Origin of the sequence: Kitasatospora sp. CM 4170, from assembly GCF_032110285.1 — a bacterium.
Classification (GTDB): domain Bacteria; phylum Actinomycetota; class Actinomycetes; order Streptomycetales; family Streptomycetaceae; genus Kitasatospora; species Kitasatospora aburaviensis.
In genome coordinates this window covers 2,952,139-2,977,219 of sequence record NZ_CP134877.1, presented here as the reverse complement: position 1 = coordinate 2,977,219, position 25,081 = coordinate 2,952,139, and the positions used below count along the sequence as shown (strand labels likewise).

Here is a 25,081-nt window from a genome sequence, read left to right as displayed (position 1 = left end):
GGCAAGGGCCCCCGGACGGCCCAACCGGCCCCCGCGCAGGAATCCTGCGCGGACCATGCCGAAGACGCTCGAAACCTGCCTGACCAGCCGCGTTCGGACGCGCGGCACGGGCCGGGTGCTGCCTAGGCTGATCACGTCCGGCAAACGCGGTGGCGACGTCCCGCGCGGCCGGCGGCCCCCGACCCCCACAGCCGAGAGGGACACCCGTGTCCGCAGCCCCCGACCGCATGCACCGGCCCGACAGCGAGCTGGTCGACCTGGTTTTCGACTACATGCGGGAGCGGCTGCAGTACGACCCCGTCCCGCTCGACCACCCCGGTGACGGCGAGCACCTGCGCGCCCAGCTGGCCGGACTGCTCAACCCGGACGGCAACAACCCGGCCGACGTGCTCAAGCTCTACGACCACGAGCTGTCCCGCGCGGTGATCTCCGCGGACAGCCCGCGCTACCTGTCCTTCATCCCGTGCGCCCCGACCAAGGCCGCGCTGCTCTTCGACATGGTGGTCTCCTGCGCCTCGCTGCAGGGCATCTCCTGGCTGGAGGCGGCCGGTGCGATCGCCGCCGAGAACCAGGTGCTGCGCCTGATAGCGGACCGCGCCGGGATGCCCGAGACGGCCGGCGGCACCTTCGTCTCCGGCGGCTCGGCCGGCAACCTCTCCGCCCTGGTGGTCGCCCGCGACACCGCCCGCCGCCGCCTGGGCGTCGGTCCGGAGGCCCGGCTGCGGATCGCCGTGGCCGACCAGGTGCACTCCTCGGTCAAGAACACCTTCAACATCATCGGCGTCGAGGCCTTCAAGGTCCCCACCGTGGACCGCCGCTTCACCGGCGAGGCGCTGCGCGCCGCGCTGGCCGCCGATCCGAACCCGGAGACGGTGATCGCCGTCGTCGGCACCGCCGGCACCACCAACGAGGGCATCGTCGACGACCTCCAGGGCCTGTCCGAGGTCGCCCGCGAGCGCGACATGTGGTTCCACGTGGACGGCGCCTACGGCGGCGCGGGCCTCTTCGCCCCGTCCGTCCGGGCCCGCTACAACGGCATCGAGCACGCCGACTCCTTCGTGGTCGACCCGCACAAGTGGCTGTTCGCCCCGTTCGACTGCGCCGCGCTGATCTACCGCAACCCGCAGCTGGCCCGCGCCGTGCACACCCAGGACGCGTCCTACCTGGACGTCCTGCACACCGAGGGCGACGAGTGGAACCCCACCGACTACGCCTACCACCTGACCCGGCGCGCCCGCGGCCTGCCGCTCTGGTTCTCGCTGGCCGTGCACGGTACCGAGGCGTACACCGACGCCATCGAGACCGGCCTCCAGCTGGCCCGCGACACCGCCCAGCTGATCCGCGACACCGAGCACCTGGAGCTGCTGTTCGACCCGCAGCTCTCCGCGGTCTGCTTCAAGCGCACGGGCTGGACCAACGACGACTACTACCGCTGGTCGCAGCAGCTGCTCGCGGACCAGATCGGCTTCGTCACCCCGACCGGCTGGGACGGCGAGACGGTCGCCCGCTTCGCCTTCCTGCACCCGGGCACCACGATGGAGATGGTCCGGGAGATCCTGGACACCATGGCCTGAGCCGACGCGCTCCCAGAACCCCCGCCGGGCTCGCCCCGGCGGGGGTTCCGCGCGTTCACAGCAGCCCGCCGTCGGGCAGGTACGGGGCCGGCGGGCGCATCCCGCGCAGCCCCAGGTAGCCCCGGGTCTCCACGCTCAGGCCCACCTCCAGGCCGACGTCCAGCGCCCACTCCTGCTCGGCGGTCAGGTGCTCCACCCGGGCCGGGACGCCGTCCGGCACCCGGGCCAGCGCCTCGCGCAGCAGCCGGACGGCGATCCGCTTCGAGGTGGCGGCCAGCAGCCTCACCTCGCCGCCGTCGCGGTAGCAGTAGCCGCTGCCGGCCAGCGCGTCGGCGACCAGCAGCTCCTCGAAGTGGGCCAGCATCAGCTCGTGGTCCGGCCCGTGCGCGGCCCCGCGCAGCCGCCGGTCCACCGAGTCCAGCAGGTGGCGGTGGGTGGCGTTGCCCGGGTGCACCGGGATGTCGCCGGGGTCGACCAGACCGGACCGGTCCACCCGCCCGGTCAGCCGCATCGCCGGGTGCAGCGTGAAGCCGGCCCGGCGGTAGCGCCTCGCCGCCGCCGGAGACGGCGAGGCGCAGAGCATCCCGCGCAGACAGCCCCGGCCGTACGCGGCGGCCCGCTCCAGCAGCAGCCGCCCGACGCCCTTGCCCTGGGCCTCCGGCCGCACCGCGAGCAGCGCGAGGACCCACAGGCCCTCCCGGCGCAGCGACAGCACCGTGCCGACCGGCTCGCCGTCCCGCTCCGCCAGCCAGCAGCCCTGCGGATCGGTGCGGACCAGGTGTCTGGTGCGGGCCGGTTGGTACACCGACGGCGGCTCGTCCCGCGCGCCGGCGCCGGGAGCGCCGGGGGCGGCGTCGGGGAGCGCGGCGAAGGAGACGCGGGCGAGGTGCTGGACGGCCTCCGCGTCGGCGGCGGTGTCCTGGACCAGTCGCAGGATCATGCCCACCATCCTGGCCGCGGCGGCGCCCGGACGGGGCCGGTTCGTCCGGATCGGCGCACGGGGCGGTGACCGAGCCCCGCCGGTGTGCGAGCATGGGGAGCGTAGTAGGGGAGCGGGTGCAGACCCGGCCCACGGAAATTCCGCCGCAGCAGACCACCGAAGAGCAGCGCCGCCCGGGAAATGAATCCGGACGGCGATCGGTTGTCACTGGCGGCACACCGTCGTCAAGACCGGGAGAAAGCAGATGACCGTCCAGGACGAGACCACCGTCGAGAGTGGCATCCTCCTTACCGATGCCGCCGCGGCCAAGGTCAAGGGCCTGCTGGAGCAGGAGGGCCGCGACGACCTTGCGCTTCGCGTCGCCGTCCAGCCCGGCGGCTGCTCCGGCCTGCGTTACCAGCTGTTCTTCGACGAGCGTTCGCTCGACGGCGATGTGGTCAAGGACTTCAACGGTGTCAAGGTCGTCACCGACCGCATGAGCGCCCCGTACCTGGGTGGCGCGACCGTCGACTTCGTGGACACCATCGAGAAGCAGGGCTTCACGATCGACAACCCGAACGCCACCGGCTCCTGCGCCTGCGGCGACTCGTTCAGCTAGTCGGCAGACGGCGAAGGCGGCTCCGGATCCTTCCGGGGCCGCCTTCGCCGTTCCTGCGGGCCGCGCCGCGCCGCTACCGCCCGGCGACGTCCGGGCCGGCCCCGTCCGGGTTCGGCCCGGCGGCCGCATCGGTCTCCAGCGGCACGGCCTGGCCGTTCGAGGCGTCGAACACCGTCCGCCCGGTCAGCGGCTGCTTCAGATCGGCCGCCACGGTCTGCCGCCTGGCCAGCTCGGCGCAGCTCTGGCCGGCCGGGACCGGCGCCGCCAGGGTGACCCGTACGTCCACCCGGCCCGGCTTGGACTCGTCCGCCTTCAGCGCGTAGCGCTCGCAGACCCCGCCGTAGAACCAGACCGTCAACCGGTTGCCGTCCACCCGGTAGGTGATCGCGGGGCGCACCGCGGGCTTGCCGTTCGGGTCCGGCTCGCCGACCGCGATGCCCTCGCGCGGCGGAGTGGGCGCCGGCGTCGGGGTCAGCGCCGGTACCGGCGGGACGGAGCCCGGGGTGGGGTTCGCCGGCCGCGGGTCGGGGGCGGTCACCGAGGGATCGGCCGACGGGGGCGCCACCGGGGCGGAGGCGGACGGCGCCGCCGGGGAGGCCGGGGCGGTGGGGGAGGCCGCGGTGCTCGCGGACGCCGTCGAGGAGCGGGTGGCCGACTCCGCGGCGGACTTGCCGCCGTCGCCGTCGCACCCGGCCACCGCGACGGCCGCCGCCAGCACCAGGGCGGCCACCGCCGCCGTCCGCCGCCCGCGCGGGCGGACACCGCGCGCGCCGCTCGCCTGCCGGGGCATCGGCTCCAGATCCGTCAGGTCCATCTGTCCATCCTCCCGAGGGCTCAGCGGCACCGCCTCGGCGGCCGCACCGCGCGGATGTGACGTGGCCCGGACGGATCCGGTTCCCGAGGTTCCCGCTGACCCCCGTCGAGCCCCCGTCGAGCCCCGTGGGACCCGGCCCGGAGGACCGGCCTACATCCCGTACTCGGCCATGCCCGCGACCAGGCGCTGCGCCCCGGACGGGACGCGGAAGCCGGCCGGCGCGGGGGCGCTGGGCTCGGGGCCGGTCGCCAGCAGCGGCCAGAAGCGCCGCAGCTGCCGGGAGGAGTCCACCAGCGCGTCCAGGGTCTCGACGTCGGCGTCGCCCCGCAGGGCGGCCGGAACACGCATCGGGTGGTGACTGGGCATCATCGGCAATAGCTCCGATCCACGGTGCCGCGGCGGCGCTGCCGCGGCTCGGTCGGGACCGGACCGGCCCCTGCCAGCGACCCTAGGCCGACCACCCGGCCCCCACCAGAGCTACCCGGAGGTAGTACACGTTCGAGGGCGGCGGGTGCCAGCTGCTGCGGTATTGCCGTCGTGTGCCCCGTCCCGGGTACCGTGGGTGGGTTCGCCCCCTGCTTTCCGTGGCCATGCCGCCATCCTGAGGAGACCTCCCGTGCGTATCGCCGTCGCCGGCTCGATCGCCACCGACCACCTGATGACGTTCCCCGGCCGGTTCGCCGACCAGCTCGTCGCAGAGCAGCTGCACACCGTGTCGCTGTCCTTCCTGGTCGACACCCTGGACATCCGCCGCGGCGGGGTCGCCCCGAACATCGCGTTCGGCATGGGCGTCCTCGGACTGCGCCCGATCCTGGTCGGTGCGGCCGGTGCGGACTTCTCCGAGTACCGCAGCTGGCTGGAGCGCAACAACGTGGACTGCCAGTCCGTCCACATCTCCGAGACCCGGCACACCGCCCGCTTCATGTGCACCACGGACGAGGACCACAACCAGATCGCGTCGTTCTACACCGGCGCCATGGCCGAGGCCCGCAACATCGAGCTCAAGCCGATCGCCGACCGCGTCGCCGGCCTGGACCTGGTGCTGATCGGCGCGGACGACCCGCAGGCCATGGTCCGCCACACCCAGGAGTGCCGGACCCGCGGCTACGCCTTCGCCGCCGACCCGTCCCAGCAGCTGGCCCGCCTGGACGGCGACGACATCCGGGAGATCGTCGACGGCGCCGCGTACCTGTTCACCAACGAGTACGAGGCCGCGCTGATCGAGACCAAGACCGGCTGGGACGCCGAGGAGATCCTCACCCGGGTCGGCACCCGGATCACCACCCTCGGCAGCAAGGGCGTCCGGATCGACCGCAAGGGCGAGCCGCCAGTGGTGGTCGGCTGCGCCCCCGAGGAGAGCAAGACCGACCCGACCGGCGTCGGCGACGCCTTCCGCGCCGGCTTCCTGGCGGGCCTCTCCTGGGAGCTGGAGCTCGAGCGCGCGGCCCAGCTCGGCTGCATGCTCGCCACCCTGGTGATCGAGACCGTCGGCACCCAGGAGTACGAGCTGCGCCCGGCGGGCTTCCTGAAGCGCTTCGAGGCCGCCTACGGCGCCGACGCCGCCGCCGAGATCCGCGCCCACCTGGTCAAGTAGTCCGGCCGGTCCGGTCCGCCCGGGTGGTCCGCCCGGGCGGACCGGTCAGGCGGTCCGCCGGACCAGGTAGGCCGCGCCCCGGTCGGCGCCGTAGTCGGCGGCCGGGGCCTCGCCCAGGTACTCCTGGCCGCGCATCCCGCACCAGGCCGGGATGTCCAGCCGGGCCGCCTCGTCGTCGGCCAGCACCGCGACGGTGCCGCCCGGGGGGACGTCGCCGATCCGCTTGGCCAGCTCGATCACCGGCAGCGGGCACCGCTTGCCGAGCGCGTCGATCACCAGGCCGGCGGCCGGACCGGGCGCCGGCGCGGCCTCCGGCGCCGCCTCGGGCTCCCCGGCGCCCGCCGGCGCGGGCAGGTCCAGCCCGAGCGGGGCGCGGACCCCGGCCACCACGCCGGGCAGGACGGCCAGGAACCGCTCCACGTCGGCCTCCGCCGCCCCGAACGGCAGCGACACCCGGACGTTCCCCTCGGTGAGCACGCCCATCGCCGCCAGGACGTGGCTCGGCGTCAGGGTGGAGGAGGTGCAGGAGGAGCCCGAGGAGACGGCGAAGCCGGCCCGGTCCAGCTCGGTCAGCAGCACCTCGCCGTCCACGTACAGGCAGGAGAAGGTGACGAGGTGCGGCAGCCGGCGCACCGGGTCGCCGACCACCTCCACCTCCGGCACCAGCCGCGGCACCGCCGCCCGGATCCGTTCGACCAGGGCGTGCAGCCGGGCGTTCTCCCGCTCGGCCTCGGCCCGCACGGCGCGCAGCGAGGCGGCCGCGGCCACGATCGCGGGGACGTTGACGTACCCCGGCACCCGGCCGCGCTCGCGCTCGTCGGCCGGCAGCGGCGAGGCGTAGCGGACGCCCTTGCGCACCGCGAGGACGCCGACCCCGGCCGGCCCGCCCCACTTGTGCGCGCTCGCCGCCAGCAGCGACCAGCCGGCCGGGACGTCCACGCGCCCGGCGCTCTGTGCCGCGTCCACCAGCAGCGGCACGTCGCCGCAGCGCTCGGCGACCTCGGCCACCGGCTGGACCGTGCCCACCTCGTGGTTGGCGGACTGCAGCACGGCGAGCGCGGTGTCCGGCCGCAGTGCGGCGGCGAACGCCTCGGGGGAGACCCGGCCGTACCGGTCCACCGGGACGACCGTCACCGGGTCACCGGCCGTCTCCCCACCGGACTCCGGCCGCGGGGACGCCCACCGCTCGGCGGTGTGCAGCACGCTGGAGTGCTCGACCGCGGAGTGCACCAGGTGGGAGCCGCGGCGCCGGTTGCCGGCCAGTGCGCCGAGCATCCCGAGGTGCACGGCCTGGGTCCCGCTGGCGGTGAAGGAGATCTCGTCGGCCCGGGCGCCGAGCACCTCGGCGACCGTCTCCCGGGCGGCGTCCAGCAGCATCCGGGCCTGCCGGCCGGAGCGGTAGAGGCGGGCCGGGTCGGCCCAGCCCTCGTCCAGGGCGGCGGTGAGCGCCTGCCGCGCGACGGGGTGGAGCGGTGCGGTGGAGGCCACATCGAAGTACACGGTCACATTTAACGACACTCCCGGGGGCGTTCCGGTCCGGCCGCTCCGCTCACCGGCCGTCAGTCGATCAACCCGAATGTCCGATTCGTCCGCACCGGACGGACCGTCACCCACGTTGTCCGAGGTCATCCCCCGATCGGGCGTACGGGCCTCGAATGCCTACGATGACCTGCGGCGCAGCCCTTGCCGGGCCTGATCGGGCGACCGGGCGGCGCGTTACCGGGACCTGCCCGTCAGCAGCGCATAAGGCTGGAGTAGGGTTTGGCCCGCATAAGCATTCAAACCGTGCCCGTGGTCGGGTCGCCGGGGAGGTCCACTCCTCTCCGGGGCGACGCGAAGGCGGGCGAGACTTCGGGAAGGCGCTACGTGAGTCCCAACGGCTCCGACCGCTCGCCGCGGCGCACGATGCGGCGGAAGCTGCCTCAGGCGCTGGCACTGGGCCTCGTCATCGCGACCGCCACCGGCTGCTCGGCCAACGACCTCCCCAGGCTTGGCATGCCAAGCCCCGTCACCGAGGAAGGGCCGCTGGTCCTCCACATGTGGCAGGGGTCCTGGATCGCGGCACTGGTGGTCGGCGCACTGATGTGGGGTCTGATCCTCTGGAGCGTGATCTTCCACCGGCGCAGCCGCACCGGCGTGGAGATCCCCCCGCAGACCCGGTACAACGTGCCCATCGAGGCGCTTTACACCGCGGTCCCCATCATCATCGTCTCGGTCCTCTTCTACTTCGTCGCCCGCGACGAGACGAGGCTGACCGCCATCTCCGCCAAGCCGCAGCACACGGTCAACGTGGTCGGCTTCCAGTGGAGCTGGGCGTTCAACTACGAGAACACCGAGACGCCCGACCCGGCCAACAAGGACGCTGCCTACGACGTGGGCACGCCGGCCGAGGTGCCGACCCTGTACCTGCCGGTCAACGAGTCGGTGAAGTTCGTCCTGACCTCCCGGGACGTCATCCACGACTTCTGGCCCGTCAACTTCCTGATGAAGATGGACGTCGTGCCGGGCGTGGTGAACCAGTTCGAGGTCACCCCGAACGTCAAGGGCGAGTACATGGGCAAGTGCGCCGAGCTCTGCGGCACCGACCACTCGCGCATGCTGTTCAACGTCAAGGTCGTCGACCGCGCCGACTACGACGCGCACCTGGCGGAGCTGCGGGCCAAGGGCCAGACCGGCGCGGTGCCCTCCGGCATCACGACCATGGGAAGTGAAGAGAAGTGACCATCCTCAACGAGCCCGCCGCGGCCGGCGGGGGCGCCGGGGCCGTCACGGTCGGGGCGCAGCGGACCCGCAAGCCGGGTTCCACCATCATCAAGTGGCTGACCACCACCGACCACAAGACGATCGGCACCCTGTACCTGGGCACGTCGTTCGCCTTCTTCCTGATCGGCGGCATCCTCGCGCTGGTCATGCGCGCCGAGCTCGCTCGTCCCGGGACCCAGATCCTGTCGAACGAGCAGTTCAACCAGGCGTTCACGATGCACGGCACGATCATGCTGCTGATGTTCGCGACGCCGCTCTTCGCCGGCTTCGCGAACTGGATCATGCCGCTCCAGATCGGCGCCCCGGACGTGGCGTTCCCGCGTCTGAACATGTTCGCGTACTGGCTGTACCTGTTCGGCTCGACCATCGCGGTGGCCGGCTTCGTCACCCCGCAGGGTGCGGCCGACTTCGGCTGGTTCGCCTACTCCCCGCTGTCGGACGCCGTCCGCTCGCCGGGCGTCGGCGCCGACATGTGGATCATGGGTCTGGCCTTCTCCGGCTTCGGCACGATCCTCGGTGCGGTCAACTTCATCACCACGATCATCTGCATGCGCGCGCCCGGCATGACGATGTTCCGGATGTCGATCTTCGTCTGGAACGTCCTGCTGACCGCCGTGCTGGTCCTGCTGGCCTTCCCGGTCCTGGCCGCCGCGCTGTTCGCCCTGGAGGCGGACCGGAAGTTCGGGGCACACGTCTTCGATCCGGCCAACGGCGGGGCGCTGCTCTGGCAGCACCTCTTCTGGTTCTTCGGCCACCCCGAGGTCTACATCATCGCGCTGCCGTTCTTCGGCATCGTGTCGGAGATCATCCCGGTCTTCAGCCGCAAGCCGATGTTCGGCTACTCCGGCCTGATCGCGGCCACCATCGCGATCGCCGGTCTGTCCGTGACGGTGTGGGCGCACCACATGTACGTCACCGGCCAGGTGCTGCTGCCGTTCTTCTCCTTCATGACCTTCCTGATCGCGGTCCCGACCGGTGTGAAGTTCTTCAACTGGGTCGGCACCATGTGGAAGGGCTCGCTGAGCTTCGAGACCCCGATGCTCTGGACGGTCGGCTTCCTGGTGACCTTCCTCTTCGGTGGTCTGACGGGTGTTCTGCTCGCCTCCCCGCCGATCGACTTCCACGTCTCGGACTCGTACTTCGTCGTCGCCCACTTCCACTACGTGGTCTTCGGCACCGTCGTCTTCGCGATGTTCGCCGGCTTCCACTTCTGGTGGCCGAAGATGACCGGCAAGATGCTCGACGAGCGCCTCGGCCGGATCACCTTCTGGACGCTGTTCATCGGCTTCCACGCCACCTTCCTGGTGCAGCACTGGCTCGGCGCGGAGGGCATGCCCCGCCGCTACGCCGACTACCTGGCCTCGGACGGTTTCACCACGCTGAACACCGTCTCGACCATCGGCTCGTTCCTGCTCGGCCTGTCGATCCTGCCGTTCCTCTACAACGTCTGGAAGACCGCCAAGTACGGCGAGAAGGTCGAGGTCGACGACCCGTGGGGCTACGGCCGCTCGCTGGAGTGGGCGACCTCCTGCCCGCCGCCGCGGCACAACTTCCTCACCCTCCCGCGGATCCGCTCCGAATCCCCGGCCTTCGACCTCCACTACCCGGAGATCGCGGCGCTGGACTACCTGGAGAACCACGGTGAGCCGGCCAAGCACCTCGCCGGCGTGACCCCGGCGAAGTACGACAACCCGCAGCTGGGCAAGGGCAAGAAGGAGGGCGACGCCTGATGAAGGAACAGGGAAAGATCTTCCTCGGCCTGGCGGTCTTCGTCCTCGCGATGGCGATCACCTACGGCCTGTGGACCAACCACTCGGACCTCGGCATCGAGGCGGCCGGCACCACGGCGCTCTTCCTGGCGTTCGCCCTCTGTGCCTTCATCGGGTACTACCTCGCCTTCACCGCCCGCCGGGTGGACAGCGGCGCGGGTGACAACCCCGAGGCCGAGGTCGCGGACGACGCCGGCGAGCTGGGCTTCTTCGCCCCGCACAGCTGGCAGCCGCTCTCGCTCGCGATCGGTGGCGCGCTCGCCTTCATGGGCGTGATCTTCGGTTGGTGGCTGCTGTACTGGTCGATCCCGATCATCCTGGTCGGCCTGTTCGGCTGGGTCTTCGAGTTCTACCGGGGCGAGAACCAGAACCAGTAGGTTCCGTCCCTCGCACAGGGCCGGGCATCCCGCACGGGGTGCCCGGCCCTGTTGCGTCCCCGGAGTGAGGGCCTCACTCCGCCGGCCCAACGGCGCTTCCCCCGGATGTCGCTCCGCCGCCCACCGTTCCTACGATCTGATCAATCGTGCGAACCCTCGGAGGCGGTCATGGCCGACAGGCGCGGAATCGCAGGTATAGGCAGCATCTCGCTGGCCCTCGCAGTGCTGGTCCCGCTGGCCGCCTGCACGTCCGGAGACAACGACGACTCCGCCGGAGCCGTCCACAAGGTCGACGCGGCCCCGCTCGTCCACGTCTCGGCCGAGGGCAAGGTGGACCCGTCCCAGCCCGTCACGGTGACCGCCGTGCCCGGCAGCCGGCTCACCGACGTCACCGTGGTCGGCCCGGACGGCCGGGTGGTGGCCGGGACGCTCTCGGAGGACCAGCGCAGCTGGCAGACCACCGGGCGGCTGAAGGCGGCCACCGACTACACCGTCCGGATCGCCGCGGACGACGGCAGAGGCGGCCGCGGTGAGACCACCTCGGCCTTCTCCACCCAGGCGGCGCAGCGCCTGCTGACGGCCAAGCTCGGCCCGGACTCCTCCGGCACCGGCCTCTACGGCGTCGGCCAGCCGCTCACCGTCCAGCTCTCCGAGGCGGTCAAGGACCCGCAGGCCCGCCAGGAGGTCGAGCGCGCCCTGACCGTCACCTCGCAGCCGGCCGTCACCGGCGGCTGGTACTGGGTGGACGACAAGAACCTGCACTTCCGCCCGGCGGAGTACTGGCCCGTCGGCACCACCGTGAGCCTGGTCTTCGAGGGCACCGGCAGCCGGATCGCGGACGGCCTCTACGGCGGCGACCGCGCCGCCCTGGCGCTGCGGATCGGGGAGCGGGTGGAGTCGGTGGTGGACGCCGCCACCCACGAGCTCACCCTGAAGCGCAACGGCGAGGTGGTCCGGACGATCCCGGTGACCACCGGCAAGCCCGGCTTCGACACCCGCAACGGCGTCAAGGTGGTGCTCGGCCAGGAGCGCCAGGTGCGGATGAGCGGCGAGACGATCGGCATAGCCGCCGGCAGTTCGGAGTCCTACGACCTGAACGTCGAGTGGGCCACCCGGGTGACCTGGAGCGGCGAGTACGTGCACGCGGCGCCTTGGTCGGTGGGCTCGCAGGGCGTGGCGAACGTCAGCCACGGCTGTACCGGCATGAGCACCGAGAACGCCAAGTGGTTCTACGACAACACCCGGATCGGTGACCTGGTCACGGTGGTCAACAGCCACGGCGCGAGCATGGAGCCGTTCGGCAACGGCTTCGGCGACTGGAACGTGTCCTGGACCGACTGGGTGAAGCACAGCGCCCTCGGACAGGCCGTCAACACCACCCCGCCGGCCTCCCGGGCCCCCGCCGCCGGGATGATCCGTCCGGAGGTGTGAGCGCCCCGGACCGGGCGGGCCCGGCCCTCCCGGTCCGCCGGCTCTCCCGACCCGGCAGCCCCCCGGCGTCCGGCAGCCCCGGCGTCCGTCAGCCCTCCCGGCCCGGCTCCCCGTAGGCCAGCCGCAGAGCGGTCTCCACGGCGGCCAGGGCGTCGGCCTGCGGCACCCCGAGGCGCCGGACCCGCTCGGCGTACTCGGCGGCGGCCGCGGCGGCCAGCCGGTGGCCGGTGTCCCCGGTCGCGGCGATCAGCGTCCCGCGCCGGCCGTGCGTCTCCACCACCCCGTCCGCCTCCAGCTCCCGGTAGGCCCGGGCGACCGTCCCGGCCGCCACCCCGAGCTGCTCGGCCAGCGCCCGCACGGTGGGCAGCCGCAGCCCGGTCGGCAGCTCGCCGCTGCGGGCCCGGTCGGCGATCTGCGACCGGATCTGCTCGAACGGGGGAGTGGCGGCGGCGGGGTCGACGGACAGCTCCACGATGGCTCCTGACGAATGGGTGGCGGACGGAAAAGCCCGAGGGCCGCCGACCAGAAGAGTTCTGGTCAGCGGCCCTCGGGGTGGCGCGGGGTGCGACGGGATCAGTGGTGGCCGTGGCCGCTGGTGATCTCGTGGTGCTCCTCGGAGGTGGGCTTGGGGATCTGGCTGCCCTCGCCGTAGAAGCCGCGGGAGAGCTTGGCCCGGGTGCGGGTGAGGACGCCGGCCTTGCGGGCCACGCCGTTCTCGTCCGTCTGGGCCGGCAGCTCGACCGGCTTGATCTGCTCGTGCGCGGTGAGCTTGTACAGGTCGGTCTGCGGCAGCTGCGCGTGGACCTCGACGAACTCGCCGTGCGGCAGGCGCTTGATGACACCGGTCTCGCGGCCGTGCAGCACCTTCTCCTTGTCCCGGCGCTGGAGGCCGAGGCACCAGCGCTTGGTGACGATGAAGGTGAGGACCGGCACCACGAAGAAGCCCACACGGACGAAGTACGTCACGTCGTTGAGCGACAGGTGCAGGTGGGTCGCGAAGAGGTCGTTGCCACCGGCGACCAGCAGGACCAGGTACAGGCTGATCCAGGCGGCGCCGAGCGCGGTGCGGACCGGGGCGTTGCGCGGGCGGTCCAGGATGTGGTGCTCGCGCTTGTCACCGGTGATCCAGCCCTCGATGAAGGGGTAGACCGCGATCGAGACCAGCACCAGCGGGAAGACCACCATCAGCGGGATGAAGACGCCCAGGTTGAGGGTGTGGCCCCACAGGCCGATCTCCCAGCCCGGCATGACGCGGATCAGACCCTCGGAGAAGCCCATGTACCAGTCGGGCTGGGCGTCGGTGGACACCTGGTCCGGGCGGTACGGGCCGTACGCCCAGATCGGGTTGATCGAGGCGATCGCCGAGACGGCCGCGATCAGACCGAACACCAGGAAGAAGAAGCCACCGGCCTTGGCCATGTAGACCGGCATCAGCGGCATGCCGACGACGTTCTTCTCGGTCTTGCCCGGGCCCGCCCACTGGGTGTGCTTGTGGTAGAAGACCAGGATCAGGTGGGCCACCAGCAGGCCCAGCATGATGCCCGGGATCAGCAGCACGTGGATGGTGAAGAACCGCGGCACGATGTCGTGGCCGGGGAACTCGCCCCCGAACAGGAACATCTGGATGTAGGTGCCGATCAGCGGGGTCGCCAGGACGGCGCCCTCCATGAACCGGATACCGGTGCCGGAGAGCAGGTCGTCGGGCAGCGAGTAGCCGAAGAAGCCGTCGAACATGCCCAGGACCAGCAGCAGGAAGCCGAAGACCCAGTTGATCTCACGCGGCTTGCGGAACGCGCCGGTGAAGAACACGCGCATCATGTGCACGAGCATCGCGGCCACGAAGACCAGGGCGGCCCAGTGGTGGATCTGGCGGATCAGCAGACCGCCGCGGACCTCGAAGCTGATGTCGACGGTCGACGCGTACGCCTCGGACATCTGGATGCCCTTGAGCGGGACGTACGACCCGTCGTAGATCACCTCGCCCATGGAGGGCTTGAAGAACAGCGTCAGGTAGACGCCGGTCATGATGATGATGATGAAGGTGTAGAGGCAGATCTCGCCCAGCATGAAGGACCAGTGGTCCGGGAAGATCTTGCGCAGGTTGGCCTTGGCGAGGGAGTAGATCCCCAGCCGGCCGTCCGTCCAGTCAGCAGCGGCTTCCCACTTGTTGGCGGGCTTGGCACGCGTGCTGGCGGGCTTGGCGGCACCGGAGGTGGTGCTGCTCGCGCTACTCATCGAGCACGCTCCCAGTAGCTCGGGCCGACGGGCTCATCGAAGTCGCCGGTGGCGACCAGGAAGCCCTTCTCGTCAGTGGTGATCTTCAGCTGCGGCAGCGGGTGGCCGGCCGGGCCGAAGATGACGCGCGCGCCGTCCGACAGGTCGAAGGTCGACTGGTGGCAGGGGCAGAGCGCGTGGTGGGTCTGCTGCTCGTAGAGGCTGATCGGGCAGCCGACGTGGGTGCAGATCTTCGAGTAGGCGAGGATGCCCTCGAAGCCCATCTCCCGGGACTTGTCGTCCTTGATGTCCTCCGGCGCGATGCGCACCAGCATCAGGGCGTCCTTGGCGATCTGCTGCTGGAAGTCCTCGTCGTGGACGTGCAGGCCCTCGGGCATCGCGAAGGTCAGCGACCCCGTGATGATGTCCTCGGCCTTCATCGGCAGGTTGGTGTTCATGTTGATGAGCTGCAGCGGCTTGGCCTCGGTGGCCTCGCGCCAGCCGGTGTGCGCGAGCTTGTCCTCGGGCAGCGGGCCCAGGTCGCGCAGGAGCACCACACCGGACAGCGGCACCAGGGCCATCGAACCGATGAGGGTGTTGCGGATCATCTTGCGGCGGCCGAAGCCGGACTCCGCGGCACCCGTCCTGAACTGCTCGATGACGTCGGCGCGGAGCTCGTCGTCGGCCTCGATCGGGTGACGCTCGGCCGGCAGCTCGTGGTCCGACATCAGGGTGCGGGCCCAGTGGACCGCGCCCGCGCCGATCATGAACAGGGCCAGGCCGAGGGTCATGCCCAGGGCGAAGTTCATCTCGCTGATGTGGCCCAGCGGCCAGACGTAGATGATGTTGTCCGGGTCGATGGCCACGAAGGACGCGATGAAGCCGATGGTGGCGAGCATCGACACCACGAACATCAGCGAGACCTGGCGCTCCGCGCGCTTGGCGGCCCGCTCGTCGATGTCGGTGCGGCGCGGTTCGTGGGCCGGCAGGCCCGGGTCGGCGAACGGGTCGCCGTGGGCGGCCACCTCGTGGTGCCCGGCGGAGCCGTGCGACTCCGGGAGCTTCTCTTCTGACATGTCGTGGCTCATGACTTCTTGGCCTTGGTGGTGTGGGCGGCGACCCAGATCGCGACCGCGATGAGCGTTCCGAGACCGAAGATCCAGCCGAACAGGCCCTCGGTCACCGGACCGAGGCTGCCGAGCGTGAGACCACCGGGGTTCGGCTCATCGTTGGTGGTGTGGCGGACGAAGGCCACGATCTGCTTCTTCTGCTCCTCGGGCATGGTGGTGTCCGGGAACGACGGCATGTTCTGCGGGCCGGTCTGCATGGCCTCGTAGATGTGCTTGGCGTCCACGCCCTCCAGCGACGGGGCGTACTTGCCCTTGGTCAGGGCACCGCCCTGGCCGGCGAAGTTGTGGCACTGGGCGCAGTTGGTGCGGAACAGCTCGCCACCCTTGGAGATGTCCTCGGGGTTGGTCGAGGTGAACTGCTCCTCGGTCGGCGTCACCGGGCCGGGGCCGAGCGAGGACACGAAGGCGGCGAGCTGGTCGATCTGCGCCTGCGAGTAGATGGTCTTCTTGCGCGGCACCTGGGCGCCGGGCTGCTGGGCCGGCATGCGACCGGTGCCGACCTGGAAGTCGACCGCGGCGGAGCCGACGCCAACCAGGCTCGGACCGTCGCTGCTGCCCTGGCCGTTCAGGCCGTGGCAGGAGGAGCAGCCCACGGCGAAGAGCTTCTTGCCCTCATCGATCGCGAGCGACTGCGCGGCGACGTCGGCCTGCGCCTTGTCGGCGGGCGCGAACGCGGCGTACAGCCCCCCGGTTGCCGCCAGGGCGAGAAGTAGGACGACCAGCGCCGCCAATGGGTGGCGCCGTCGTGCGGAGAGCTTTTTCACGGAATAACCCCGGTGTCAGGATCTGGTCGACTGGTGGGTGCACCCGGCGGCCGGTCTGGCCGGCACGAGGCTGCCTCTCTAGGGCTGCGCGCGCGGTCGGTCGGTGGGAGCGTCGGCACCGGACGAAGCGGCCCGTCGCCGGTGAGGGCGGGGCCGTGCGCCGGTGGCCAGCGACCTGATCAGCTGGTTACTTGATCAGGTAGATGGTCGCGAACAGGCCGATCCACACGACGTCGACGAAGTGCCAGTAGTACGACACCACGATCGCGGCGGTGGCCTGCTCGTGCGTGAAGCGCTTGGCTGCGTAAGTCCGTCCCAGGACCAGCAGGAAGGCGATCAGACCACCCGTCACGTGCAGACCGTGGAAGCCGGTGGTCAGGTAGAACACCGTGCCGTACGGGTCGGAGGACAGCGAGAGGCCGTCCTTCTTGACCAGCTCGGTGTACTCGAAGACCTGGCCGCCGATGAAGATCGCGCCCATCACGAAGGTGATGACGAACCACGAGCGGAGCTTCTTCACGTCCCCGCGCTCGGCGGCGAAGACGCCGAGCTGGCAGGTCAGCGAGGAGAGCACCAGGATCGTGGTGTTGACCGAGGAGAAGGGCACGTTGAGGGCGTGCGCCTTCTCGGTCCAGAACTCGGCTCCCTTGACGGAGCGGAGCGTGAAGTACATCGCGAAGAGGGCCGCGAAGAACATCAACTCGGAACTGAGCCAGACGATCGTTCCGACGCTGACCATGTTCGGCCGGTTGACCGATCCGTGCGCGTGCCCGGTTTCTACTGCTGTTGCTGTCGCCACGACGGACATTATGTCGGTCCCTTATTCCGTCTTCACGCCGGGGGGTCTCCCTCGGAGTGTCCGGTGCGTGCGGTATGCCCCGGTGGCGGCGGACGTGGCGTCCGGACGGGGACTGAGCAGCGGCGTGTCCCTTTTCTGACGGTTCTTCGCGGACCCCTTCGACCCCCTTGCCCAGCGTGTCGCTGCACCGCTGCGGGGGGCCCGGGAAGTAAGGGGAGCGGCCCCGCAGTCGGCCGTACGGGTGGACTGCGTGCGCGGGGGTGACGGGCCGTCCTCCGGGAGGGTGAGCCGGGGGCGCGGCGGCTTGAGGGGGATCGCGCGGGAGGGCCTCGGCGGGGGGTGATCGGGAGTAGCATCCGGAGTGAGGTGAACGTGGTCCGGATCACACGTGAGGGAGCAGGGCCCATGGCGTACAAGTCCGACGAGACGCTGACCGTCCTCGTCTACAGCCACGACCGCAACACCCGCGAGCAGGTGCTGACGGCGCTCGGCCGCCGGCCCGCCGAGGACCTTCCGGAGCTGGACTACCTGGAGTGCGCGACGCACCCCGCGGTGCTGAAGGCATTGGAGAAGGGGGGCGTCGACCTCTGCGTGCTGGACGGCGAGGCGGTGCCGGCCGGCGGGCTGGGGCTCGGGCGGCAGCTGAAGGACGAGATCTACGGCTGCCCGCCGGTGCTGGTGCTGATCGGCCGGCCGCAGGACACCTGGCTGGCCGCCTGGAGCCGCGCCGACGCCGCGATCTCCCGGCCGGTCGACCCGGTCGCGCTCGCGGAGGCCGCCGCCACGCTGCTCCGGGCCCGGGTGGCGAAGCGGACGCCCGCCGTCCACTAGATCCCACCCCCGGGGGCGCGCGCCGCGGGCGCCGTCTCAGTACGAGAGAAGAAGTCCGGCGGCGGGACCTCGGCGTCCCGCCGCTCGATAGGCTGGCTCCATCCGTACGGACATCCCTTCCGGGAACCGACAAGAGCTGGAGTCAGCCATGGTGAACGTGAACCCTGCGAACGGCGGCAACGACCCCGTGCAGGTGGTCCGCACCTGGCCCGACGTCCTGTCGGCGCTGCTGAGGGGTGAGGACCTCGACCGCTCCGCCACCTCCTGGGCGATGGACCGGATCATGAGCGGCGAGGCCTCCCCGGCCCAGGTGGCCGGGTTCATGGTGGCGCTCCGCTCCAAGGGCGAGACGGTCGAAGAGGTCACCGGCCTGGTGGACGCGATGTACGCGCACGCCGAGCCCCTCTCCATCCCCGGCCCGGCCGTGGACATCGTGGGCACCGGCGGCGACCGGGCCAAGACGGTGAACATCTCCACCATGTCCGCGATCGTCGCCGCCGCGGCCGGCGCCAAGGTGGTCAAGCACGGCAACCGGGCGGCGAGCTCCGCCAGCGGCTCCTCGGACGTCCTGGAGAAGCTCGGCATCGGCCTCGACCTGTCCGCCCGGCGGGTGGCCGAGGTGGCCGAGGAGGTCGGCCTCACCTTCTGCTCCGCGGCGCGCTTCCACCCCTCGATGCGGCACGCCGCGACCGCCCGGCGCGACCTCGGCGTCCCGACCGCGTTCAACATCCTCGGCCCGCTGACCAACCCGGCGCGGGTGACCGCGCACGCGGTCGGCTGCTTCGACACCCGGCTGGCCGGGCTGATCGCCGGCGTGCTGGCCGGGCGCGGCGCCCGCGCGCTGGTCTTCCGCGGCGACGACGGCCTGGACGAGCTGACCATCACCACCACCTCGCGGGTCTGGGTCGTCCGCGACGGCGAGGTCACCGAGACCACCTTCGACCCGCGGACGGTCGGCATCGAGCCGGTCGGCATCGAGGCGCTGCGCGGCGGCGACCCGGCGTACAACGCGGACGTGGCCCGCCGGCTGCTGGCGGGCGAGCACGGGCCGGTGCGGGACGCCGTCCTGCTGAACACGGCCTCGGCCCTGGTGGCGCTGGACCTCACCGGTGCGCCGCTCGCCGAGCAGCTCGCGGAGGGCATGGCGCGGGCCGCCCGGGCCATCGACTCCGGTGCCGCGCAGGATCTGCTGAAGCGCTGGGCGGAGGCCACCAGCAAGGCGTGAGAAGGCAGTTGGGGCCCGCGGGGAGGCGTTCCCGCGGGCCCCTCGTGCTGTCCGGATGGCGGACCGCTGTTTGACCACCCGGCGGGCGCGACCTAGAGTCTTGGCCAGGTCATGAGTGACAGCGCGAAGCCCCAGCTTGCTGTCCGGCAACCCTCCGTCCGTGGCGGGGTGCCCTGGGTGAGGACCGGGCTCCGTGGCGATCCGCCCGCGGGGCAAGCGCGGACGCCGGGCGACATGCACCCCGGGGTCCTCACCCCGTGAAGGAGTGCACCCGTGTCCCTGCTCCCCACCGCAGTCCGTGCCCCGCTCGCCGTCCTCGGCCGCGACGTGCAGGTCCCGCTCGCCGACGGTGAGAAGGTCGAGTACGCCGCGCTCGACTACGCCGCCAGCTCCCCGGCGCTGCAGCGGGTCTGGGACGACGTCGCCGCCTACGCCCCCTACTACGGCAGCGTGCACCGCGGCGCCGGCTACCTCTCCCAGCTCTCCACCGACCTGTTCGAGCAGAGCCGCCGCACCGTCGCGGAGTTCCTGGACCTGCGCGAGGGCGACCAGGTGGTCTTCACCCGGGCCACCACCGACTCGCTCAACCTGCTGGCCGGCGCCGTTCCGGCGGGCACCCGGGTCTTCGCCTTCGAGACCGAGCACCACGCCTCGCTGCTGCCCTGGGCCCACGCCGGTCTGGCCGTCACCTACCTGCGCGCCCCGCGCTCGCGGGCCGAGGCGGTCGCCGCCCTGGACACCGCGCTGGCCGCGGCGCCCGAGGGCCCCAAGCTGCTCTGCGTCACCGGTGCCTCCAACGTCACCGGCGAGCTCTGGCCGGTCGCCGAGCTGACCCGGACCGCCCACCGGCACGGCGCCCGGGTGGTGCTGGACGCCGCCCAGCTCGCCCCGCACCACCGGGTCTCGGTCCGGGAGCTGGGCGTCGACTGGATCGCCTTCTCCGGCCACAAGATCTACGCGCCGTTCGGTGCCGGGGTGCTGGCCGGGCGTGCCGACTGGCTGGACGCGGCCGAGCCCTACCTGGCCGGCGGCGGCGCGACCCGGACGGTCGCCCGGGAGGCCGACGGCTCGGTCGCCGTGGAGTGGAACACCGGCCCGGCCCGGCACGAGGCCGGCTCGCCGAACGTGATCGGCGCCTACGCCATCGCCTCGGCCTGCCGGGCGCTCACCGAGGCCGGCTGGGACGCGCTGGAGGCCCGCGAGCAACAGCTGGCCGCCCGGCTCACGGCGGGCCTGGCGGAGATCCCGCAGGTGAAGGTGCTGAACCTGTTCGGCGCCGACTCCGCGCGGGTGGGCGTCCTCTCCTTCGTCGTCGAGGGCTGGAACAGCTCGCACTTCTCGGCCGCGCTCTCCGCCGAGTACGGCATCGGGGTGCGCGACGGCCTCTTCTGTGCGCACCCGCTGGTGCGCACGCTGCTCGGCGACGAGGACGTGGCGCCGTCCGAGTGCGGGGCCCCCGAGCCGTCGCTGCCGGGTGAGCGGAGCCTGAACGCGATCCGGGTCAGCTTCGGTGCCGGCACCCCGGACGAGCACGTCGAGCGGTTCCTGACCGCCGTCCGCGAGCTGGTCACGGACGGCGCGGCGTGGACCTACCGCAACGAGGGCGGCCGCTGCGTCGCGGCGGTGCAGGTCGACCGGGGCCGGCGCGCGGGCTGAGCCGGCTCCTGCGGGCGGGCGCTACTCGTCCAGGCCGAGCGCGAAGGCGGCCTCCAGGTCGTGCTGGGAGTAGGTGCGGAAGGCGATCTGGGTCTCGGTGTGGGCCACGCCCGGGACCTTGTTCAGCCGGCCGGGGATGACCTCGGCCAGGTCGTCGTGGCGGCGTACCCGCACCATCGCCACCAGGTCGTAGCCGCCCGTGACCGAGTAGACCTCGCTGACGCCCTCGATGGCCGCGATCGCCTCGGCGATCTCCGGGATGCGGTCGACGCTGGTCTTGATCAGGACGATGGCGGTGATCACTGTTCCGGCTCCTTTGTGAGGTGCCGCCAGGGTATCGGGCGTCAGCCGGGGCGTCGCGGGGGACGGGTGGCGAGCGTGCAGGCGAAGAGGAAGCCGGCCGCGAAGCCGATGACGTGCACCAGGTAGGCCACCCCGGGCCCGGCCGAGTGCACCGACCACCACTGGAGGGCGAACCAGAGCCCGAGCACCAGCCAGGCCGGGAACCGCAGCGGCAGGAAGAGCAGCAGCGGGACGAGCGTGGTGACCCGGGCCCGCGGGTGCAGCCGCAGGTAGGCGCCGAGCACGGCCGAGATCGCCCCCGAGGCACCGATCAGGACCCGGGTGGAGTCCGGTGCGTGCGCCTCGGCCAGCGCGAACCCGTACGTCGCCAGCGAACCGGCCGCCAGGTAGAAGAGGACGAACCGGGCCCGGCCGAACCGCTCCTCGACGGTGGGGCCGAAGACGTGCAGGAAGAGCAGGTTGCCCAGCAGGTGCAGCCAGCCGGCGTGCAGGAAGAGCGCGCTGAGCACCGAGAGCGCCGGGTGCTTGCCCGGCGTCGGGGCGGCCGGGCAGCCGGGCACCGGGTCGGGGGCCTGCGCCAGCTGTTCGGCGGTCAGCGGCCGGCCGGCCAGCAGTTCGGCGGGGACGGCCCCCCAGCGCTGCTCGTACCGCTGCTCGGCGCAGACCCGCGCCTGCCCGCGGCCGTACAGGGGGTTGATGCCGGCGGCCGGGCCGAGCAGGAAGACGAGGGTGTTGAGTGCGATCAGGGCGTAACTGACGGCCGGGACGGTCGCGACCGGGCGACCGCCCCGCGCGCCGGTGTGGTCGAGGACCGGGATCGCCATGCGGCCAAGCATCCCTCCGCCGGGCACCGGTGACACCGGGCGTGCGGCAGGTGGGCTAACTGCGGAACGCCCTGACCGGTGGCCGCGGTGGTTGCCCCAGGCAATAGGCTTGGGGCGGGCATTCCCGCCTCCCGCCGCCGATGCCGGGGCTCCGGGGGGAGCGCCTGAGCCCACCCAGGGACCACCGAGAGGATCCCCGATGACCGTCCCCGCTCTGACGCCCGAGACCCGCTGGCGCTGCACGCTCTGCGGCAACCTCACCCGCTTCGACGTGACCCGGTCCCTGCGGGTGACCGAGTTCCTCCACTTCGACCTGGCCGGCGAGTCCAAGGTGGAGGAGACCGAGGTGCACAGCGAGACCGTCGAGTCGGTGCGCTGCCGCTGGTGCAACGCGGTGGACCAGGTCGAGCTGGTGGCCCGCCCGGGCGCCGAGGACGCGGCGCCGGCCGAGGACGCCGAGCAGGGCTGATGCCGGGCCGTGCGGTGGGCGGCGGGCGGCAGGGCCGCCCACCGCACGGGAGAATGACAGGCGGAGCGCACGGAGCGTGACGACAGGGACGGCCGCGGTCGGCCGTACCCGCTGGACCAGGATCGGAGCCGAGGACGTGGTGGACGCAGCGAACGAGCCCGCGGGGCCGCAGGGGCGGCAGCCCGCTGTGGACGCGCAGGCGCCGGACGCGGCCGAGACCGAGGCCGCCCCGTCCGCAACCGCGGCCCCGGCCGAGCCGGCCGCCGGTGAGGAGCCCGGCGAGGAGCCGGCGGCAGGCCGCGCCGCCGAGCAGCTCGACCGGCCGCTGCCCGAGGGCGTGCGTCGCCGGGTGGTCGGCCTGGCCGCCGACGCGCTCGGCGGGCTGCCCCCCGGCGAGCTGCCGCAGTCGCTGCGCCAGTACGCCAAGTTCACCCCGGCCCGGCGGGCCAAGTACGCGGCCACCGCGCTGGCCGCGGCGCTGGAGTCCGAGCCGGCCTTCCGGGTGCGGATAGCGGAGCGGCTGCGGCTGGGCCAGCCCGACCTCGTCCGGGCCCTGGAGTCGGGCAGCGTTCCCGCGGCCGCCGACCCGATGGACGTCGCCGCCGCCGCCTACCTGGTCCGGTCGGCGGGCTGGAGCCGGCTGGTGGCCGAGGCCGGCGAGGAGGCCGAACGGGCCGGCGCCGAGGGCGCGGCGGCGGAGGCCGCCCAGCTGGTCGAGAAGCTGCAGGCGGAGCTGGCCGAGCTGCGGGCCGCCGCCCGGGCCGACCTGGACCGGCACCGGGCCGAGTCGGAGGACGTCCGCAAGGAGGGAGACTCGCTGCGCCGGAAGGTGCGGTCGCTGGAGTCCGACACCCGCCGGGCGCAGGCCGAGACCCGCCGGGTCTCCGCCGAACTGGAGGCGCTGAAGGCGCAGGCCGCCGCCGAGCGCAGTGCGGCCGAGAGCGAGGCGCGGCGGCTGCGGCACCGGATCTCCGAGCTGGAGACCACCGTGGAGCAGGGCCGCCGTTCGGCCCGCGAGGGGCGCAGCGTCGAGGACATGCGGCTGCGCCTGCTGCTGGACACCGTGCTGCAGTCGGCACAGGGGCTGCAGCGCGAGCTGGCGCTGCCGGTCTCCCAGATCCGCCCGGCCGACCTGGTGGAGGCGGTGGTGCCGGGGTCGGCCTCGCCGCACGACGTGGCCCGGCGCGCCCTGGCCGAGGACGATCCGGCGCTGCTGGACCAGCTGCTGGCGATCCCGCAGGTCCACCTGGTGGTGGACGGTTACAACGTGACCAAGACCGGCTATCCGACGCTGCCGCTGGAGCAGCAGCGGATCCGGCTGCTGGGCGGCCTGGCGATGCTGGCGCAGCGCACGCAGGCGGAGGTCACCTGTGTGTTCGACGGGCAGGACCTGGACGTACCGGTGATCATGGCGCCCCCGCGCGGGGTCCGGGTGCGCTTCAGCCGGACCGGGGAGACCGCGGACGAGCTGATCCGCCGCCTGGTGCGGGCCGAGCCACAGGGCCGTCCGGTGGTGGTGGTCTCCACCGACCGGGAGGTCGCGGAGGGCGTGCGGAAGGCGGGCGCGCGCCCCGTCGCGTCGGTGCTGCTGCTGAACCGGCTCGCCCGGCCGTAGGCTTCCGGTGTGGCCGGCGGATCTGAGTGACACCTGGTCAGCGCCAGGATTGCGCGGGTGTGGCGATCTCGTGAAGTCATGGCGGGCGGCTGGAGTTCACGCCATCGGGGGAGTGGCGGAAAGCCTGGATCTTCACTAGGGTCTGGCGTCAAACCTATTTTCCGGATTCTCACTCGATCGGGTGAGTCCATTGGAAGAAGGAGCCGGTCCCTTGGCCTCCCACCGCCGTCCCAAGCAGCCGAGCCGCGCGCGGGTCTCCGTGCTCACCGCTGCCGCTGCGACCGCGGTCGCTCTCTCCGCCCAGGTCGCCGCCCACGCCGCGCCCAGCCCGTCGCCCAAGAAGGACGACGTGAAGGCGCAGATCGACCAGCTGCAGGAGGAGGCCGAGCAGGCCACCGAGAAGTACAACGGCGCCAAGGAGCGGGCCGACCAGCTCCGCAAGCAGGCCGACCAGCTGCAGGACCAGGTGGCTCGCGGCCAGGACCAGATGACCCAGCTTCAGGGCGGGCTGGCCGCGGTGGCCGGCGAGCAGTACCGCACCGGCGGCATCGACCCGTCGGTCCAGCTGATGCTCTCCTCGGACCCGTCCGGTTACCTGGACAAGGCCTCCAGCGTGCAGCAGGCCTCCTCCAGCCAGACCGAGGCGCTCAAGGGCCTGCAGGACCAGCAGCGCCGGCTGGACCAGCAGAAGGCCGAGGCGGCCGCCGTCCTCGCCTCGCTGGACAGCACCACCAAGGACCTCAACCAGTCCAAGACCGAGGTCAACAAGAAGCTGAAGGAGGCCCAGGACCTCCTGAACTCGCTCAGCGCCGCCGACCGGGCCGCCCTGCGGGCCGCGCAGCAGGCGGAGGACCGCGCCTCGCGCGGCTCCGATCGCGCGGACCTCGTCAGCCTTCCGCAGGCGAGCGGCTACGCCGGGACGGCCGTCTCCATCGCGATGAGCAAGCAGGGCTCGCCGTACGTCTGGGGCGCCACCGGGCCGAGCACCTTCGACTGCTCGGGCCTGATGGTCTTCGCGTACTCCAAGGCCGGCGTCTCGCTGCCGCGCACCTCGCAGGCGCAGGGCAACGTCGGCACCCGCGTGCCCTCGCTCGCCGAGGCCCAGCCCGGCGACCTGATCATCTACCGCAGCGACCGCAGCCACGTCGGGATGTACATCGGCAACGGCATGGTGGTGCACGCGCCGCACACCGGTGACGTGGTGAAGGTGATGAAGGCCGACGCGATGCCGATCAACACCATCCGCCGGGTCTGACGGACCGGCACGCCCGGCGAGCCCGCCGCGGACGGCGGTCGAGCCCCCGGAACGGACCTGTGATCCGCGCCACCCCCGAACCCGGGGCTGGCGCGGTTTCCGTCTGTTCCGGTGACAAGCGATCAGCTCCGCGTAC

At 72.2% G+C, this 25,081-nt stretch carries 24 protein-coding genes and 1 riboswitch; of the genes, 13 read left to right on the top strand and 11 right to left on the bottom strand.

All coding sequences use genetic code 11. The features are described 5' to 3' along the window. The first annotated feature begins 206 nt into the window (after positions 1–206). Positions 207–1,574, top strand: coding sequence for a pyridoxal-dependent decarboxylase (locus tag RMN57_RS12100; protein WP_313763401.1), 1,368 nt, complete (start codon positions 207–209; stop codon positions 1,572–1,574). Between the two features lie 55 nt (positions 1,575–1,629). On the opposite strand, the gene RMN57_RS12095 is transcribed toward RMN57_RS12100, so the two are convergent. After that, complete coding sequence (locus RMN57_RS12095) at positions 1,630–2,514, bottom strand: GNAT family N-acetyltransferase (RefSeq protein ID WP_313763400.1); 885 nt, start codon at positions 2,512–2,514, stop codon at positions 1,630–1,632. Positions 2,515–2,758: 244 nt separating this feature from the next. Between RMN57_RS12095 and erpA the strand changes: the two genes are divergently transcribed. Next, the gene (erpA, locus tag RMN57_RS12090; RefSeq protein ID WP_238740463.1) at positions 2,759–3,112 is read left to right on the top strand and encodes an iron-sulfur cluster insertion protein ErpA; all 354 of its coding nucleotides are present in this window, start codon (positions 2,759–2,761) and stop codon (positions 3,110–3,112) included. A 73-nt stretch (positions 3,113–3,185) separates the two neighbouring features. Here the strand turns inward: erpA and RMN57_RS12085 are convergent, their stop codons facing one another. Both RMN57_RS12085 and RMN57_RS12080 read right to left on the bottom strand, forming a co-directional pair. Further along, entirely contained in the window at positions 3,186–3,926 is a 741-nt protein-coding gene (locus RMN57_RS12085) for a hypothetical protein (protein WP_313763399.1), read from the bottom strand. Between the two features lie 150 nt (positions 3,927–4,076). Further along, complete coding sequence (locus RMN57_RS12080; RefSeq protein WP_313763398.1) at positions 4,077–4,295, bottom strand: hypothetical protein; 219 nt, start codon at positions 4,293–4,295, stop codon at positions 4,077–4,079. 247 nt (positions 4,296–4,542) lie between these two features. On the opposite strand from RMN57_RS12080, the gene RMN57_RS12075 reads away from it, so the two are divergent. Further along, positions 4,543–5,520: a carbohydrate kinase family protein gene (locus RMN57_RS12075; RefSeq protein WP_313763397.1), complete on the top strand. Its 978-nt coding sequence runs from the start codon at positions 4,543–4,545 to the stop codon at positions 5,518–5,520. 45 nt (positions 5,521–5,565) lie between these two features. On the opposite strand, the gene RMN57_RS12070 is transcribed toward RMN57_RS12075, so the two are convergent. After that, on the bottom strand, positions 5,566–7,020 hold the full coding sequence (locus RMN57_RS12070; protein WP_313763396.1) for an aminotransferase class V-fold PLP-dependent enzyme: 1,455 nt from the start codon (positions 7,018–7,020) through the stop codon (positions 5,566–5,568). Positions 7,021–7,386: 366 nt separating this feature from the next. Here RMN57_RS12070 and coxB point away from each other — a divergent pair, with 366 nt between their 5' ends. The 4 genes from coxB to RMN57_RS12050 all read left to right on the top strand — a co-directional run bounded on the left by coxB (position 7,387) and on the right by RMN57_RS12050 (position 11,860). After that, entirely contained in the window at positions 7,387–8,241 is an 855-nt protein-coding gene (gene coxB / locus RMN57_RS12065) for a cytochrome c oxidase subunit II (RefSeq protein ID WP_313763395.1), read from the top strand. Next, positions 8,238–10,013, top strand: coding sequence for a cytochrome c oxidase subunit I (gene ctaD / locus RMN57_RS12060; protein ID WP_380233547.1), 1,776 nt, complete (start codon positions 8,238–8,240; stop codon positions 10,011–10,013). Before coxB ends, ctaD begins: the two co-directional genes overlap by 4 nt. Then, positions 10,013–10,429 (top strand): cytochrome c oxidase subunit 4, encoded by a 417-nt coding sequence (locus RMN57_RS12055; protein WP_313763394.1) that lies wholly within the window; start codon positions 10,013–10,015, stop codon positions 10,427–10,429. The genes ctaD and RMN57_RS12055 overlap by 1 nt, the downstream gene beginning before the upstream one ends. A 168-nt stretch (positions 10,430–10,597) precedes the next feature. Beyond that, complete coding sequence (locus RMN57_RS12050; protein ID WP_313763393.1) at positions 10,598–11,860, top strand: Ig-like domain-containing protein; 1,263 nt, start codon at positions 10,598–10,600, stop codon at positions 11,858–11,860. Positions 11,861–11,948: 88 nt separating this feature from the next. Here the strand turns inward: RMN57_RS12050 and RMN57_RS12045 are convergent, their stop codons facing one another. The 5 genes from RMN57_RS12045 to RMN57_RS12025 form a co-directional block, all read right to left on the bottom strand. Further along, positions 11,949–12,332, bottom strand: a complete 384-nt coding sequence (locus tag RMN57_RS12045; protein ID WP_313763392.1) for a GntR family transcriptional regulator — start codon at positions 12,330–12,332, stop codon at positions 11,949–11,951. 101 nt (positions 12,333–12,433) lie between these two features. Next, complete coding sequence (locus RMN57_RS12040) at positions 12,434–14,095, bottom strand: ubiquinol-cytochrome c reductase cytochrome b subunit (protein WP_313763391.1); 1,662 nt, start codon at positions 14,093–14,095, stop codon at positions 12,434–12,436. Continuing rightward, positions 14,092–15,150, bottom strand: a complete 1,059-nt coding sequence (locus RMN57_RS12035; protein WP_313763390.1) for a Rieske 2Fe-2S domain-containing protein — start codon at positions 15,148–15,150, stop codon at positions 14,092–14,094. The genes RMN57_RS12040 and RMN57_RS12035 overlap by 4 nt, the downstream gene beginning before the upstream one ends. A gap of 8 nt (positions 15,151–15,158) precedes the next feature. Further along, a complete protein-coding gene (locus RMN57_RS12030) occupies positions 15,159–15,968 on the bottom strand; it encodes a c-type cytochrome (protein ID WP_313763389.1) in 810 nt (269 codons plus the stop codon). Between the two features lie 187 nt (positions 15,969–16,155). Next, positions 16,156–16,776, bottom strand: a complete 621-nt coding sequence (locus RMN57_RS12025; protein ID WP_238740439.1) for a heme-copper oxidase subunit III — start codon at positions 16,774–16,776, stop codon at positions 16,156–16,158. Positions 16,777–17,172: 396 nt separating this feature from the next. On the opposite strand from RMN57_RS12025, the gene RMN57_RS12020 reads away from it, so the two are divergent. From RMN57_RS12020 to RMN57_RS12010, 3 genes are all read left to right on the top strand, one after another. Next, a complete protein-coding gene (locus RMN57_RS12020; RefSeq protein WP_313763388.1) occupies positions 17,173–17,598 on the top strand; it encodes a hypothetical protein in 426 nt (141 codons plus the stop codon). A 148-nt stretch (positions 17,599–17,746) separates the two neighbouring features. After that, a complete protein-coding gene (gene trpD / locus RMN57_RS12015) occupies positions 17,747–18,823 on the top strand; it encodes an anthranilate phosphoribosyltransferase (RefSeq protein WP_313763387.1) in 1,077 nt (358 codons plus the stop codon). 107 nt (positions 18,824–18,930) lie between these two features. Then, positions 18,931–19,048: riboswitch (SAM riboswitch) on the top strand. Positions 19,049–19,096: 48 nt separating this feature from the next. Then, positions 19,097–20,479, top strand: coding sequence for an aminotransferase class V-fold PLP-dependent enzyme (locus tag RMN57_RS12010; protein WP_313763386.1), 1,383 nt, complete (start codon positions 19,097–19,099; stop codon positions 20,477–20,479). 21 nt (positions 20,480–20,500) lie between these two features. Here the strand turns inward: RMN57_RS12010 and RMN57_RS12005 are convergent, their stop codons facing one another. Both RMN57_RS12005 and RMN57_RS12000 read right to left on the bottom strand, forming a co-directional pair. After that, positions 20,501–20,782 (bottom strand): Lrp/AsnC ligand binding domain-containing protein, encoded by a 282-nt coding sequence (locus tag RMN57_RS12005; RefSeq protein ID WP_030240061.1) that lies wholly within the window; start codon positions 20,780–20,782, stop codon positions 20,501–20,503. A 41-nt stretch (positions 20,783–20,823) separates the two neighbouring features. Next, on the bottom strand, positions 20,824–21,606 hold the full coding sequence (locus RMN57_RS12000) for a rhomboid family intramembrane serine protease (RefSeq protein ID WP_313763385.1): 783 nt from the start codon (positions 21,604–21,606) through the stop codon (positions 20,824–20,826). A 199-nt stretch (positions 21,607–21,805) separates the two neighbouring features. Between RMN57_RS12000 and RMN57_RS11995 the strand changes: the two genes are divergently transcribed. The 3 genes from RMN57_RS11995 to RMN57_RS11985 all read left to right on the top strand — a co-directional run bounded on the left by RMN57_RS11995 (position 21,806) and on the right by RMN57_RS11985 (position 24,945). Further along, positions 21,806–22,075 (top strand): hypothetical protein, encoded by a 270-nt coding sequence (locus RMN57_RS11995; protein WP_313763384.1) that lies wholly within the window; start codon positions 21,806–21,808, stop codon positions 22,073–22,075. A gap of 325 nt (positions 22,076–22,400) precedes the next feature. After that, a complete protein-coding gene (locus RMN57_RS11990; RefSeq protein WP_313767796.1) occupies positions 22,401–23,690 on the top strand; it encodes an NYN domain-containing protein in 1,290 nt (429 codons plus the stop codon). A 211-nt stretch (positions 23,691–23,901) separates the two neighbouring features. Next, positions 23,902–24,945, top strand: coding sequence for an NlpC/P60 family protein (locus RMN57_RS11985; protein ID WP_313763383.1), 1,044 nt, complete (start codon positions 23,902–23,904; stop codon positions 24,943–24,945). Positions 24,946–25,081: the final 136 nt, after the last annotated feature.